Here is a 15,525-nt window from a genome sequence, read left to right on the forward strand (position 1 = left end):
TTTGGCGTTTCTGCGCGAGGATAGGCAGGAATACAAAATCAAGGCCTCCATGAAATAAAACCACTGTTTCCGGTTGTTGCCGGAAACAGTGGTTGAACAGGAAAATTACTCTTATTGTTAGCAGGCGTCTCAAAGGAATCAGGGTAACAACCGCCAGCGAATCGGCTGATTATTACTCCTCGTCTTCCTCTTCCTCGTCGTCCTCATCCTTCTTTTCGGGCTTGAGCACCATCTTGCCCTGCTTGATGCTCTCGTTCAGGTCGGTTTCTGCAACCTCCTTGTGCACCAGGTTCTGGTGACAGTCGATGCAGGTGGCCCCTTCCGTCTCCATCTTCTTGTGCGCAGCCTTGGCATCCGCTCCGGGAGGCTGCGGATTCCGGTGGCAGGCGCGGCAGGTGCGGCTGTCCCACTTCTTGAGATTCATGCGCGCATCGTGCGCCATGATCAATCGACGCTCGTTGAATTTCTCCAGCGTGGAGTAGTCATTGACCGTCTCGAGATAGAGCTCGCGCGCCCCATCCACCACGTGGGTCGCCACCGCCAGATGGAAGTTCTGCAATCCCTGCGGGATGTGGCAATCCTTGCAGCCAGGGTTGGCGCCAAGAGCGCCATAGTGCGAGGATTCCTTCAACTCCTCGGCCGGATAAGTCATGGAGTGGCAACTGGTGCAGAATTCGGTGGTGGAGACGGCCGCTTCGCCGCCCAATACCACCGCCACCATCACCACCCCCAAGAGTGTGCCTACCAGGAGGGCACTGCCTGTCTTCATCGCCATGTCAGTCGTCCGAACCTTTCTCGCCTACCTTGGCGCTGGCCTGGAATTCATCGTGGTACTTGAACTTCGGATCGCCAGTGAAGACGCCATCGAGCTTGAAGTGTTCGTGCATGGCCTTGGTGTCCTTCACGTACTTGTCAAAGTCGAAGGTGTATTTCTTGTCCACTTCCGGGGTGAAGGGGGTGTAGGGTTCCTTCGCGCCCTTCCACGGGCTGCCCTTGTAGTTCATGTGGCAGGCATTGCAGCTTTCCTCGAAGCTGAAGTCCTGACCGGCATCGGCCAGTACCTGGCGGGAGGCGGTCTTCTTCGATTTCTCGAAAGCGGCACCGGCTTTGCGGTGGATGCCGCGATACTTGGAGCCGGGTCCATGGCAGGATTCGCAGCCTACTCCGGTTAAGAACTTGCTCGGGTCTTCAATCGTATAGCCGCCTTCCTTGCCCCAGCCATCCACATGACAGCCGACACAGTCCTTGTCCTTGGTGTAGTCCTTGGCAGGATCGAGCTTGGCCTTCTTCTTGGCTTCGGCCTTGTTGTTGGGCTTCAACGAGTCCATGGCCTTGGCGTGCGCCGTGCTGCCGAAGGATTCGGCCTGGCTCTTGTGACAGGAACTGCATTTCTTGCGGCCTTCAAACGATTGGGCAGACGCGCTGCCTGCCATGACCGCAAACAGCGCTGCCGCGGTCAGGGCGAGTGTCATGCGATGGTTCATCCTTCCTCCTTTTTTCTTTCGGCAAGTATATCCGTTGTTTCCGTTATATCCCTGGATTTTTGTATCTCTTCCAGCTTCATGCGACTACAACTGATCCGTATTTTGTTATTCCCTGTTCTTGTTCTTCTGTTTGTCTTCCCTGTCATTGTAATGATAGCGCAATGATCGCAACTTCAGGACACACCTTTTATTGTACCCATACTGTATCTCCCGTTTATAGGGACGGGTAGCACCAGTACTATCACTCTTTCTGGTACCACTGGTACCGGTAGCGCACGGAGCGCAGCACGGGGGACCCGCGAAGCGGGGTCGGGCAGCGGAGGGGCGCTGCGACCGTGCTTTAATGCAGGTGTACTGAGTAAAGTGATGTATCAGCAACCGGAGTGTTTTTTTTCCATGCACGGTCGCTTTGCAGGTTACACCAATAATGGTATTGAGACTTACTCCTTGGAGGAAATGATACCGAAGCGCAGCACGGGGGACCCGCGTAGCGGGGTCGGGCAGCGGAGGGGCGCTGCGACCGTGCTTTAATGTAGGTGTACTGAGTAAAGTGATGTATCAGCAACCGGAGTGCTTTTTTCCCATGCACGGTCGCCTTGGAAGTTCAATCGTGTAAAGGGGCGCCGCGACCGTGCTGAATATAGGTGTATGCACAGGGCCGATTCGCTACAGCGAAAATCCCTGGTCCCGTGCACGGTCGCTTTGTGGATTTACATCAATACTGATGCTCAAAGGCTCAAAGACACATAGGTCAGACGGAGCATCCGAAGCCAAGCTCAGGAATCAATAGTCTGTCAGGCAAAGCCTGACCTACTTCAGATAAAGAAGGCATGCCCGGGCAAGGCCTAAGCTACCTTACTTCTTGCTTTATAGCTGATTTGACAGGTGGTGCGGTTAGCAATGCGGCTGCCGGCAGAAGTGAGCGGTCATTAACCGCTGCTGCCGGCTGCCAGATATCGGTTTACTCAGAGGCTGGAGGCAGACTGGGAGTTGGGAAAGATGCGGCATCCTCCGGGATTGCGCCGGGAGATGCAGGCTCCTTGCCGCCCGGTAGCCTGTACACCCAGTAGCCCCCGGTCTGGTAGATGAGTTGCACCGCAGCCAGGTCAAGCGGCATCGATTCGGTGAACGGCAGCATCTGCGCAATCAGCGTCCGGTCGCTTTTGTCATCCTTGAGGAAGTAGCCGCGCATCAGCCTGTCCGACAGGGATTGCAGGGTATAGGTCTTGTAGTTGTTGTCCTGTACCCATCTCTTGAGATAGTCGACTATGCCATGCATGTTGCCTTCCATCGGGAAGTTGCGATAGGCAACGTCGAACTGGCCCGGACGCATGATGCCAAGCTTGTACAGGTCGGTGACATGAATGGCGACATAGGCTTCGCGATCGCCCGCCAGTTCGCGCAGGATGGCAGCACCCGCTTCAGGTTCGGCCAGCAGAGCATCGGCAAAGCGCTCGAATCTCTGCTCCTCTTCCCGTCCTGCCTTGCCGCCCCAGAAGTCGTCTTCGTATTTGCGGATGGCGTCAGCCTGCTTCTGCCACGGAGCGGGTATGACCAGGTACTCGGAGAACTGCCCGCTAAACAGGGTGTCGCGCTTCGAGAGAAGCTTCAGCTGGCGCGAGGTGTCCCACCAGCCAAGCACCAGCGCATCCTTGCCGGCGTACTTGTCGATGGCGGCAGCCAGGGTGGCCAGTTCATTGAGTTTGAGATCGGTGGTGAGCAGCAGCTCACTCGTGCGGTTTTCCCAGTCGAGCCTCACCGGGGCGTCATTGCCGCGCCTAGCCGCATGCAGCACCGCCAGCGGCTGGGGAATGTCTTCGGCAAAGACTTCGTACCGGGCAATGGAAAGGTCCGGCCACTTGCCCAGTCCAAGTTGCGGGAATTTGTCTGCGCTGCCTTCTTCCACCAGCTGGTAGCGGTAGGGGGCAGGCCCGGGATTGAACCACGCCCAGGCAAACCACAGGAGTAAAAGAATTCCTCCCGCCACCAGGAGAATGCCCAGTGAGGGGAGGAGTTTGGAGCCAGGCCGCGCCAGGATGGCGCGGCTAGAGGTACTTGCGGTCAAAACAGGATATCAGTCCTTGCGGACGCCCTCGTTCTTCTCGCGCCGGCGCCAGCCTGCCAGGGCAAGCGTGCCAGCAAGCAGCATGCCGCCACCCAGACCGCCAAGCGAGAGCTTCTCGCTGCTGTCAAGGTCGAACAGGCTTGTCTTGCGCTTGGCATCGAGCTTGGCTACTTTCGCCTGCAACGCCGCCATTTCACGGATCTTGGTGTTCTCGTCCATGACTTCGACGTAGTCGCGGTTCATCGGGCCCCAGCCTTCGGTATAGGTCCAGCCACCCGGATTGACGTGCGCCAACCCTACGTGCAGTTTGGGAAGGTTGTTCTCTCCCATTTCCAGCACCTTGAGCTCGATTGCAGCAGGGTTGTTGTCCTTGCTCCAGTAGAGCTGGGTGAAGCCTGCGAACATTTCCTTGTCAGGCGGCAGCGGGGTCGGACGGTTGGTCTTCTGCCCGGTCAGCATCCCTTCCTTGTAGAGCTTCTCGGCCACGGCGTGCGCTTCCTTGTACTTGGCTATGCCGTGCAGCGTGCCCTTGTCCATGAATTCAAGATAGGAGCGGGCAAAACGCTCGGAGTGGCATTGCGTGCAGGTCTTGACCCAGGAGTCAAGCCGCGCTTCCGACCATTCGCTGTTGATGTTCTCGGCAATGCCGGGAACCGCGGGGTAGTTGGCCCAGCGTATCTTGCGCACGACGTTGTGGCTGTACTTGCCTTCATATTCGAAGTGGCAGCCGGCACAGGTGGGCGCTGTCTGCCCGCCCTTGGTGTAGGCGTCCTTCAGGGGTGCGTTCCAGTTCCACTTGTCGCCCATGATCGATACCGTCTTGCCGTGCTTGCTCATGGAGTAGGCTTCCCAGTTGTTGTGGTCTACTCCGCTGTGGCAGGTGGCGCAGGCTTCAGGATGACGCGATTCGGCAGCAGAGAATTCGTGCCGCGTGTGGCAGGAGTCGCATTTGTTCTGGTTGGTGTGGCACATGCTGCAGCCTTCGGCAATCTCGCGCTGTGGCATGGAGGCAAATACCGCTACTTCGACGTTGGCCTTCCAGTCCAGTGCGTGCGAGGGGCGCCCCTGCGGCCATTGCTTGTTCGGCCATATCAGGGTGTCACGCTCGGATTCGCGTTCGGCAAATTCCTGCAGGTGGCAGGTGCCGCACACGTCCGCCGTCGGCATGCGCAAATCCTTCATGTGGTCTGCCTTGTCTTTCTTGTTGATGTCGACGTGGCAGTCGATACACCCTACTTCCTTGAGCTTGTCGTTGGCCCCAAGCTTGCCCATCGAGCGAAGATTCTTCTCCACATCTTCAAGCTTCGCCTTCTTGTAGTACGTCGGGTCTTCAGGCTTCAGGTTCCGGACCTTGTCCAGGTTCGCGTGCGTGCTCCTCTTCCAGGCACTCACCCATACCGGCGATTCGTCCGTGTGGCATTTGACGCATTCCTCACGCGCCGCAACTTCCTTCATCGAGGTCGGCGGCTTGTAATATGAGGCAGGGTCAAAGTACATGCTCATCGGGATCGGCTCCCAGTACTTCGCCAGCGTGCCACGTCCCGCTCCCTGCGCAGGATCCTTGTAACGCTTCACCAGCGCTGAATGCAGATCCTTCGGCGAGGCCGACTGCTCCAGCTTCAGTGCCTTATACGTCTCTTTGGGAACGCTGGGAAAGTTAGCCCACGTGGCGCCCGCAAACAGCACCCCACACGCAAGCGTAACCAGCCTCAGCCAAGGCTTCATTAACATCTGCTTCTCTCCTTTACTCCGTAATGATGTTGTTGTGTCTGGATACCGCGTCACCGCATCCATTGCGATGCGGCCATCCCTCGCTACACATATCCATGTCCCAGCCAAGATCCCGCGCAATTCCCGGGCAGACTAAAACAGCGCGTAGCCTAACTGGACAGATATCCTGTGTCAAGGAAATTGAACATCGCGACGCCAGACGCCGCGATGTTCCAGGGATATTTCTTTAAGGCGCCGTGCTCGTCGCGCCGGTCACCGGCTTTTCTTCTGTGACAGCAGGATAAGGAGCAGACTTGTTGACATAATGCAGCACCATGCCTGTCAATACTGCCCCCCCCACGATATTACCGAGCGTTACCGGAATCTGGTTCCAGAACAGCCATTGCCCGACAGTGATGTCAGCGCCGAGGAGAATGGCCGTGGGCATGACAAACATGTTTACGATGGAGTGCTCGAAGGCCAAGGCAAAAAAGGTTGAAACCGGCAACCAGATAGCGACCACCTTGCCCGTAGCGGACGTGGAAACCATGCCCAGGATGGTACCCATCGCCACCATCCAGTTGCACAATATGCCCTTGACGAAAGCGGTCAACCAGCCGTTTGCGCCCGCGTGCTCATATACCAGTGTTTTGGATTTGGCTACGGCAATGATCTTTTCCCCAAGTGCACCATGCCCCTCGACAAACGCTTCGGTCAAGGCGATAGCGAGCAGCAACCCGACAAAGACACAGCCGAAAAAATTCCCGATATATACCCAGGTCCAGTTGCGGAACAGTTTATCGAGTGTGGTTTTACCCCGCAGCACGCCGACGGGCAGCACTGCGAAATTGCCTGTGGCAAGCTCCATACCGAGCAATATGATCATGGCAAAACCGACCGGGAAGACAGCGCCTGAAACGAGTGCACCAACGTTTTCAGGAAGACCGGCGGAAACCTTGAACGCAAGGGCAGTGCCGTACGCCAGAAGCGCGCCTGACATGAAGCCTTTGACCAACATTGTGCCGACGTCCAGTCCCGCCTTTTTCTTGCTGGCAGCTTCCACCTCTTCCATGAGTTTCAATGGCGGATGATAGTCCATACTTTTCTCTCAATTCTCCTAACGGAAAGTTTACGATTTATGCGAATGTTCTGCCTGACCCGCCTTGGTCGGGTTTATCCGGGCCAACACCGCCACCTACTAGCAAAGTCCCGAGCCACCAAAAGAAAAGCAGCACCGAAGCTATGACCATATACCACCCGGCATTCTCCTGATCATTCACCAGGTAACTGTTGCAGACACGTACAGGTGCAACAATATATAACCATCCGAGTACCGCCAGCATACTGAAAAAATTGGTCCAGACAAAGCCCCGGCCAATAAGGGTGAGGCGCCTCCAGGCCAAAACCAGAGGAAAGCCGACGAGAAATGGTAAGCTCAGGAATTTTGCCACTTCGGCCCATGGATCTGTCAATGCCGCATCCAGCGCCCGAGGAAGCATCCAGTAACTTGAAGCAAACAGGGCCACTATTACGCAAGGCCAGGCACCACCGAACCGGATCAGGAGAGAGTTCTGCACACGCCCAGGTACCAGGCGGGCAGCAATGATTCCGATTACTACAAGCAAAGGCATCTGCACCAGCATATGCCTGCTCATGGAGGCTTCCAGCCAGTCTCGTGCAATAGGTGCGGCAAGGAGCAGGTAGAACACTCCAAGCGCAAGCGCGCTTCTGCCGGGGTGATGAGATAGGGTTCCGATCATAGCAATGCTACAACTTGCTCGGCGAATGGGACCGCTTTATCGATATCGCTGATCAGCCTGAGTCTTCCATCCCGCCCAACGAGATGGAGAGCGGTGTTATGCTCGAATCCGCCGAACTGGTCCGGTATCACGATAATGCCGAACGCATCCAGCAGCGATTGAAGCTCCGCCTTGTCCTGTACTCTTGCGATACGCCAGACCTTGCCATCGGCACCATAGGCTTCGCCATACTTCTTCAAATTGGCGGGATCGTCGTGCTCAGGATCAAAGCTGATGCTAAGCAGGGCAAAATCGCGCCCCAACGACTCCTCTGGTATCAGGTCCCGAATCTGCTTGAAGATCATGCCCATGCTCCGGCACAAGGTGGTGCAGCGCGTGAAGATGAAGTCTACCGCAAGCAACTTGCCCTGGTAATCTTTCAGGTGAAAGATTTTTCCGTTCTGATCTTCAAGTGTAACATCTGGCAGCGCACGCGGGGAACGAAGTATTTCCACGCGCCTTGCCGTTTCGGCCGTAAATGCCGTGAACCCGTCAGTACCCCACCAAAAAACCCATGTGCCCAGCGAAGTCACCAGCGCTGAAATAAGTACGCTGCGTTTTGCCAGGCTCATGGGTTATGTCACGCCCTTACCATATAAGTGTCATGTAGCCATACTTCGCGCAAGAGAGGCACGTTGATAATCGCGACTCGCCAGCCCCAACCGCGTAAGAAAGCGGAAAATGAATACTAGCACGGAAGCGATCAACAGCATTGCGAAATATGAAGCAATTTTGTCGTAAGGCACCCATTCCGGAAGATGCTCCGCATAGCGGCGCGCCGCACTGATTTTCCCGGAATAGAGGAAGCTCATCGTGAAACCCATCGTGCCGATAACGAATCCCCAGAAAGCAGCGACATCAAGGGCGCTATCCGGAGCATTCTCGTTCGGCTTGCCAAGGTAATACATGAATCCGAAGACCATTGCAACCATGCCGAGCAACAGATAGGTGTGGAAGTGCCCCGGCACCCACAACGTGTTGTGCATGACATAGTTGACCGTGATGGTGCCGTCGATGAACGCGGGCATGGCGCCGACCGCCCAACCGAAGAGCGACACGAACAGCAACCTCGAGCACATATCCCAGCGAATACCCGAGCGGTACACGATCATCATGGCGCCATAACCCGTAACGATCAGGATCGGGAAGGTATTGAGATAGCCGATGATGTGACCCATGATCAGGAACCACTTGGGATAGGCATAATCCATCAACAGGTGGTGCGGGAAGATGAACATGACCATGATTGTGGAAGCAGTCCAGGAAGCAAGAAACACCTTGTTCGACTTCCAGGGACGTTGCGTATAGCGCGGCAGGATTTCATAGACCGCGATAACAGCCATGTAGATAACAGCATTGATGAATACGTGTCCGAAGAAGTAGATCATGCCCTTGGCCAGCAGCGGATCGATTTCGAAACTCGGAACGTAAACATTGATCAGCATCATCACCAGGATGCTGGCACCTACCACCAGGCCAATCAGATTGACGATGGTGACCATGGTGCTGGCAACCACAGCCGGCGGCGGCGCGTTGCCGTCATCAGGACCGAAAAGCTGTGGCCAGCCAAGTCCGCGACCCAAGCCGCCATAGCGACTGATGATGGCGCGAGCGATATCCAGATGCAGCAGCACGAAACCAACGCCGATGACCAGCAATCCGCCCATGAACAGCGCGGCGGCTCCCGGACTCCACATACCCATGGAAGTGCTGGGCAGCGGAAAGAGGAAGGTCCAGGCGGCGTGGAAATCGCCAAGCAGGACGCTCGCCAGGATCATGACGACACCTGTCAGAAACAGGATCAGGTTGGCCATGAATATGCCTGTCGACAGATCGACGTACTGGCGCAGAAAATGCCACATGATGGCTGCTCCGGCCAGCGCGACGATACCCACCATTCCGGCACCGTGCAACGTCATGATTTTATAAAACCAGAGTGCCCCGATGGAGATCATTTGCGCCTGCTCCATCCTCATAAGCAGGCCGAAAAGCATCATCAGTAGCAATACTACACAGGAGATGACCAGATAGGCCAGCACCCCCGCCTTGGCTCCCTGATCGGGAACCGGGGTATAAGTATAAGTTGCCATGCTTATTCCTTTTTAAGATTTGCCAACTTTGATTTCGGTCATCATATTGTGGTGAGCGACACCGCAATACTCCATGCACAATACCCGGTAGGTACCCTCCCTGGGGAAGGTGATGTGGATTACGTTGGTGTAGCCGGGCATTGCCTGGGCCTGCGCAATCAGACGCAAGTCAGGATCATAAATGCCGAAGCCATGGTTCACGTCGGCGCTGGTGACACGTATGTCGACCGGCTGGTTGGGCTCGACCTGGTCGCGGTCCATTTCCCAGTACCACATGTGACCGGTAACATTGATAACCTGGGCAGGACCGCTACTGGCCACGGCCTTGGGACTGTAAGGCAAGCCCGTCAGGTTGTAGATCATCGCCGGGAAGAAGACCAGCGCGACCACCCAGAACAATTTGGTGCGAAAACTGTATGCGCGCTTCACCAGCGGCCCATATTCTTCTTCGCGCTTTCCGGAATTGATAGCGACAAACACGACACCAAACGTGATCATCAGCATCAATACAAGGGAAACCTGCCACGCGGTTTCTTGCATTATATTCTCCTTCTTTCTGTATATTTCATCTCTAATGCCCAGTTAAATCATGGAATATCGGCCGACAGGGAACCCGGGTTTCATGCGATGATCCTGGCGTGACTGAAAATGTGCTCTTTTCAGATGATTTTCCAGATTGTATGAGAATCCGCCCAGGAACACAGACAATCCCGCCAAAACGTTCACACAGCCGCGATGCATCCGAAACTATTCATATCCACCTTATTCCGATCAGGAATCGACTTAGATTTGACATGCATCAGAATATCCTACCCGGTCGATACCGTCAGAAAAAAGATAAAGAACCATTATCGAATAGCTGAGCCTGCAATCTCCACGCCTTTTACCTCTGACCCCGCACTTTTTACCGCTTGTCGTGGCCTATCATGCAGTTGTATGCAGGCGAAAAAAGCAGTATTTCCAAACTTCTTTCGCGACCATCGAACAGCTGACTTGAACCGTTCCACCCCTCTTGCCGGAAATAATCCTTTCCGATCCCACACTAACAATATCATACCTGCAATACCCATACTTGCTACGCTGGTATGCATATTGATTACTGCGTGAGGGCTGGAGTATGCTGGATGAAGAGTTCGATGTCAAGCGCGACATATAGACGGCTCAAATCCGTAACCATAGGAAATGTAGGGTTAAATTCTCTCGAAAGAGGTCATGAGCAATGGCGGTTTCAATCGCTGCGGGAGTCTTTTCCGGCCCCTTGACGCGGTGTCCTTATGCTTTCAGCCATGTCGCCAGGCATAGTACTTTTCCATACAAGGCGGTGTCCGCGGAGCCAACGGTCAGGGCAGGGAGTACTCAGGAGCACCCACTCGCTTATTCAGCACTTCCTGTGCCTGCAATCCTCCTGGTGCCTGCGAATAGAGCTGATGGAAGTTCGCAACTTCGGGCATCCGGGCTATGGCCGGAGGACGTACAGGAGAAGCGTTTCGTACCTGGAAACGCAGCTGATCACTGTTACTTATCCGGTTCTCATGCCTGAGAATGTATTGCCCTTCGAGGGGAGTCCTGCCGCTGCCTGTACCATTGTTCCAGCATCATCAGCACCCATACCATGGTGCCGTGATATCCGGCGTGCTCCTCCAGGTGCTGCTGCAGCAGCTTCTCGATAAAGTCGCCGCGTATGACGTTTCGCGATTTGAGATCGCTCAAGCTATCCCACGCCAGGTCCTGCAGGTTTTTGTGGGTTTGAAGCCACACCCCGAAAGGCAACCCGAAGCCATGTTTTTGCTTGGCAATAATATCGTCCGGCAAAAACCCTCGCAGCGCTTCCTTGAAGAAGTAGCGCAACTTCGTTCCCTTGAGCTTCAGGTGAGGCTCGAGCCGCAGGGAAAAAGCAACGATCTCATCGCTGATGAGCGGAAACGCCACATCCATTCCCGCCAACTCGCACGCCTTGGCCACCTTGGGCAAGTCGTTATCGGCGAGCGTGAATTTGCGGTCAAAGGCAAGCATTTGATTTATCAGACTTCCCGCGCTATTCTCATGATAAGTCTCGTCCAGCAGGCGCGCCGGATAACCCGGATTTACCGCATCGAGAAATTCAGGGGTAAAAATAGCTTTGCGCCCGTAGCGTTCGAGAAGATTATAGGTCTCGGTGCGCGCTGGCATGGGAATGGACGCCTGCTCGACATAACTGCGCGCCTTCCGTATCAGGGGAAGCGCACCTCCACCAGGAAGACCAAAAACGATCGGCTCGATGAGTCCCTTGCGCAACAACAAGGGAGCCTGCTCATACAGCGAGAAAATGTATTGCTTCGCATAACGTACGTTACCGCCAAAAAGCTCATCGCCCCCATCTCCGCCGAGCATTCTGCTGAGGCCGTCGGATTTTGCCATCTGCGCGCAGTAGTAGGCGGGTAACGCGGAAGAGTTACCGAAGGGCTGGTCGAATACCGCTGCAACCTGGGGAATGGCAGAGACGACATCCTCCGGTGTAACGTAGTACTCCTGATGACGTGTGCCGAAATGCCTGGCCGCGATCCGGGCATATCCCATTTCGTCATAACCCATTGCATCGAAACCAATGGAATAGGTGCGTGCCGGTTGCCCGCTCACTTCACCCAATATCCCTGCGATCGTCGAACTGTCGGTTCCGCCACTGAGAAACGCTCCGGTTTCGTCATCGCCAATGGCGGTCCGCACGCTGGAATGCAAAACTTCCAGAAATTCCTGCTTGAGTTCCTGAAAAGGACGTCTTTCATCTTCCCGAAACCGCATCTCCCAGTATTTTCCAGTCTCGATGCCGCCCTTACTGTAGACGAGATATTCACCTGGCAGAAGGCGTTTCTGGCCCTGATAAATGGTGCCAGGACTAGGCACCATGTGAAAGTAAACGTAGTTATACAGACTCTGCGGGTCGATTTCCGACCTGATCGAAGGATGCAAGCGGATGGCATCCGCTGACGAGGCAAAAATCAGGCCCCCGGCTAAAGCCTGGTAGGAGAGTGGGTAAGTGCCCATGCGGTCTGTCGCCAGAACGACCTCATTCGCATTTTCATCGACAATACAGCATGCAAATGCACCGGTCAGACTCTCGAAAATCTTTGTGCCTCTTCCGCCTCCTCCACTCCTTTCCCGCCAATTTTCAGCCAGCGTTTTCGCTATGCCTTCGCGTTGCGCCTGTTCATCCAGACGAGGTTCCAGAAAATTTCCCCACCCCCACAACACGGCAAGAAGCCCATCCCTCTGATAAATGTGAGCGCGCCCGTCCGGAGCAGCGATTGCTAAAGCGCTGTTCCCGTTCGCGCACGCGTGCAACTTACAACTGTCAAACCGTACGAGCGGGTTAGTCATTTGCCGGACCAGCGCCAGGTTTTCAGTAACAGAATGGCCATACCCCAGCCAGCCGCATAGTCCACTCACAGGAATTCTCCACGTTTTCTTGGCATTGTGCTTCTCATTATCTGATGGATTTTTTGTGGATTATTTGCTTTTTGCCGTCCTCTTGGTCAAAAGGCATAATGGTCCTCATGCATGACAGTGCTGAATCTGCTAGACCAGCACTTCCATGGGCGGCGGATGACTGAGAAACGCGGTGGGACTGGCGGTCAAGCCGTATGCGCCGGATTGGAACACGACGATAAGATCGTCTGCTTCCGCCCTGCTCATCTCCATGCGGTCGGCCAGAAGATCCAGCGGTGTGCAAAGCGGCCCCACCACCGAAACAACTTCCCTGTCGGTTCCCTGTACCCGATTTCCCACTACGACCGGATAATTCTTGCGTATCACCTGACCGAAATTGCCGGAAGCGGCCAGATGATGATGCAACCCGCCGTCCGTGACCAGGAATATCTGTCCTCTGGACTCCTTGCGTTCGAGCACCCGGCAAACGTAGATGCCGGCCTCCGCCACGAGGTACCGGCCGAGCTCGATGACGATGCGTGCCTCCGGCAGTGCCTGCCTCACTCCAGGCATGAGGCGCCGCAGATTCTCGCCAACCGCCGCTATATCCAACGCTTCATCCCCGGGAAAATAAGGCGTGCCAAAACCGCCGCCTATGTTGAGCATGCGGACTGGAACGGGAGCATGTTTCGCGAGTGTAATGCCCAACTGGAAGGTCTTTTCATGTGCTTCCTGCAGGGCGGCCACTCTCAGGTTTTGGGAGCCGCTGAAAATATGAAACCCTTCGAAATCGAGTGCCAGTTTCTCCAGTCGGGCCAACATGGCAGGAACGCGTTCGGCATCCACTCCAAACTGCTTGGGACCACCGCCCATTTTCATGCTGGATGATTTAAGTTCAAAATCCGGATTGACGCGAACGGCCACTTTCGGACGAATCCCAAGATACTCACCCAAGGTGGCGATTCGCTCCATTTCCTGTTCGGATTCCATGTTGAGAACGATTCCAGCAGCAATGGCGCAGGAAAGCTCGCTGTCCATCTTGCCCGGGCCGGCGAAGCTGATTTCGCCGGGTGGCATGGGTGTATCGAGCGCAACCTTCATTTCCCCGGCTGAAGCGACGTCTAACCCATCCACCAATCGAGCCATATGCTGCACAACGGCCGGCATGGGATTGGCTTTCATCGCATAGTGCAAGTGAATTTCCGCAGGCAGATGCTGACGCAGGAGCGCTACGCGATCCGTCAGCCTCTGCCGGTCATACGCATAGAAAGGTGTCCTTCCTACGCGCTGCGCCAGGCGTGTGAGAGGCAACCCTCCGATCTGAAGGCAATCGTCGTTTATGGAAAATTGAATGGACGCGTGTCTTGGCCGAGGATCCGTCATGCGCCGGGTTCCATGAAAATATCATGCAATTCCTGAGCAAGACGCTTGCGATCGATCTTGCCATTGGGGTTGCGCGGCAAACTGCCCTCTCTGTACTCGATCCGGCTGGGCAGCATGAAGGCGGGAAGATGAGTCTTGCACGCAGCCAGCAACGCATCGTCGTCAGGCTTCAAACCCGGCCTCGCGGTGGCAATCAGGATAATAGCATGGCCCAGCACAGGGTGAGGCACGCCCACCGCGGCGACTTCTCCCACCAGTTCCGTGCCATAAACGACTTCTTCGACCTCTGTCGGGCTGACCCGATAACCGGATGTCTTGATCATTTCATCGCGACGGCCGATAAAATAAAGAAAGCCTGCTTCATCCATACGAACTGTATCTCCCGACCATACTGCCAGTTCGGGGATAGTCAGACCAGGCTCCCGGCAAGGAACGGGTCTGAATCGCTCAGTAGTTTTTTCCTTGTCATTCCAATATCCCATGGAAACGAGGGGTCCTCTATGCACCAGTTCGCCCGGCTCTCCGGGCGCGCAAGGCGACCCGTCCTCCCGCACCACCAGCACTTCAGCATTGGGAATGGCCTTGCCGATGGAGTCCGGACGGGTATCGACTTCTTCGGGCGGAAGAAAGGTGGAGCGAAAGGCTTCGGTAAGCCCATACATGAGAAATACGGCGGCATTAGGCAACACATTGCGCAACAGATCAAGCGTCGCCCGCGGCATCGCGCCACCGGAATTGGTGATATAACGTAACGGAATATCCTTCGGCCAGCTTAATTGCGCCAGTTGAATCCATAGAGGCGGAACCGCCGCCAGCCCGGTAATCTTTTCTTCCTTCAGCGCATCGATGATATCGCGTGGGAGCAGGTAGTTCATCAGAACACCGGTTGCCCCGACGCGAAATGCAGTCGTAAGCTGGCTCAGTCCGTAATCGAAACTCAGCGGCAATACGGACAGAATGCGGTCGTCCGAACTGTTCCTCAGGTATTGCGACACGCTCGCCGCCCCGGCTACGAGATTGCGATGGGAAAGAACCACCCCTTTCGGCTTTCCCGTGCTTCCTGAGGTGTAGAGGATAGCAGCCATGTCAGCATCGGTCACATGGCGAGATGTTGCATACTCATCGGGTTTGCCGGCGGTGACAACGTCATTCCAGGATGCGACAGTCAGACCGGCAACAGGCATGGTACTCTCCGCCCCACGGGTTACGATCACCGCGTGCAGATCGTGACACTGAGGCAATACCTCGGAAAGCAGCTTCAACCGATCAGCCGAAGTCACGAGAATTCTTACGTTACAGTCCCGCAGGATATAACCCACCTGTTCCGGTTTCAGAAGCGGATTGACTGGCACGAAAACGCCTCCGGCGGAGGCTGCCCCAAACAGGCTCGTAACCGCCTCTATGCGTTTCTCCAGGTAAACGGCGAGGCGCTCGCCTCGATCCAGTCCGAGAGCCAACAACCCCTCGCGTACTGACTGTATGTCCCGTGCAAAGTCAGCGTAGCTCAGCCTGCTTTGCTGGTAGACCAGCGCTTCTTTATCCGAAAAACGACTGGCAGATTCGAAAATAAGATCCTGGACAAGATACGTCAT

Annotated in this window: 12 protein-coding genes; all 12 read right to left on the reverse strand. The window is 55.4% G+C overall.

What is annotated here, in order from left to right:
* Positions 1-172: 172 nt before the first annotated feature.
* A complete protein-coding gene (locus tag ACZ5BW_RS14150) occupies positions 173-775 on the reverse strand; it encodes a NapC/NirT family cytochrome c (RefSeq protein WP_464541062.1) in 603 nt (200 codons plus the stop codon).
* A gap of 1 nt (position 776) precedes the next feature.
* Positions 777-1,484 (reverse strand): cytochrome c-550 CycA, encoded by a 708-nt coding sequence (gene cycA, locus ACZ5BW_RS14155; protein WP_464541064.1) that lies wholly within the window; start codon positions 1,482-1,484, stop codon positions 777-779.
* A gap of 961 nt (positions 1,485-2,445) precedes the next feature.
* On the reverse strand, positions 2,446-3,549 hold the full coding sequence (haoB, locus tag ACZ5BW_RS14160) for a hydroxylamine oxidation protein HaoB (RefSeq protein ID WP_464541066.1): 1,104 nt from the start codon (positions 3,547-3,549) through the stop codon (positions 2,446-2,448).
* 9 nt (positions 3,550-3,558) lie between these two features.
* The gene (locus tag ACZ5BW_RS14165; protein WP_464541068.1) at positions 3,559-5,274 is read right to left on the reverse strand and encodes a multiheme c-type cytochrome; all 1,716 of its coding nucleotides are present in this window, start codon (positions 5,272-5,274) and stop codon (positions 3,559-3,561) included.
* A 232-nt stretch (positions 5,275-5,506) separates the two neighbouring features.
* Positions 5,507-6,358, reverse strand: coding sequence for a formate/nitrite transporter family protein (locus ACZ5BW_RS14170; RefSeq protein ID WP_464541070.1), 852 nt, complete (start codon positions 6,356-6,358; stop codon positions 5,507-5,509).
* 37 nt (positions 6,359-6,395) lie between these two features.
* Positions 6,396-7,019, reverse strand: coding sequence for a hypothetical protein (locus ACZ5BW_RS14175; RefSeq protein ID WP_464541072.1), 624 nt, complete (start codon positions 7,017-7,019; stop codon positions 6,396-6,398).
* Positions 7,016-7,630, reverse strand: a complete 615-nt coding sequence (locus ACZ5BW_RS14180) for an SCO family protein (RefSeq protein WP_464541074.1) — start codon at positions 7,628-7,630, stop codon at positions 7,016-7,018. The genes ACZ5BW_RS14175 and ACZ5BW_RS14180 overlap by 4 nt, the downstream gene beginning before the upstream one ends.
* Positions 7,631-7,660: 30 nt before the next feature.
* On the reverse strand, positions 7,661-9,148 hold the full coding sequence (locus ACZ5BW_RS14185; RefSeq protein WP_464541076.1) for a cbb3-type cytochrome c oxidase subunit I: 1,488 nt from the start codon (positions 9,146-9,148) through the stop codon (positions 7,661-7,663).
* Positions 9,149-9,160: 12 nt separating this feature from the next.
* Positions 9,161-9,688: a cupredoxin domain-containing protein gene (locus ACZ5BW_RS14190; protein ID WP_464541078.1), complete on the reverse strand. Its 528-nt coding sequence runs from the start codon at positions 9,686-9,688 to the stop codon at positions 9,161-9,163.
* 990 nt (positions 9,689-10,678) lie between these two features.
* Positions 10,679-12,571, reverse strand: a complete 1,893-nt coding sequence (locus tag ACZ5BW_RS14195; RefSeq protein WP_464541080.1) for an asparagine synthetase B family protein — start codon at positions 12,569-12,571, stop codon at positions 10,679-10,681.
* A gap of 129 nt (positions 12,572-12,700) precedes the next feature.
* On the reverse strand, positions 12,701-13,933 hold the full coding sequence (locus ACZ5BW_RS14200) for a pyridoxal-dependent decarboxylase, exosortase A system-associated (RefSeq protein WP_464541082.1): 1,233 nt from the start codon (positions 13,931-13,933) through the stop codon (positions 12,701-12,703).
* Positions 13,930-15,525, reverse strand: a complete 1,596-nt coding sequence (locus ACZ5BW_RS14205) for an acyl-CoA ligase (AMP-forming), exosortase A system-associated (RefSeq protein ID WP_464541084.1) — start codon at positions 15,523-15,525, stop codon at positions 13,930-13,932. The genes ACZ5BW_RS14200 and ACZ5BW_RS14205 overlap by 4 nt, the downstream gene beginning before the upstream one ends.

The organism is Nitrosospira sp. TNL300 (genome assembly GCF_055385915.1).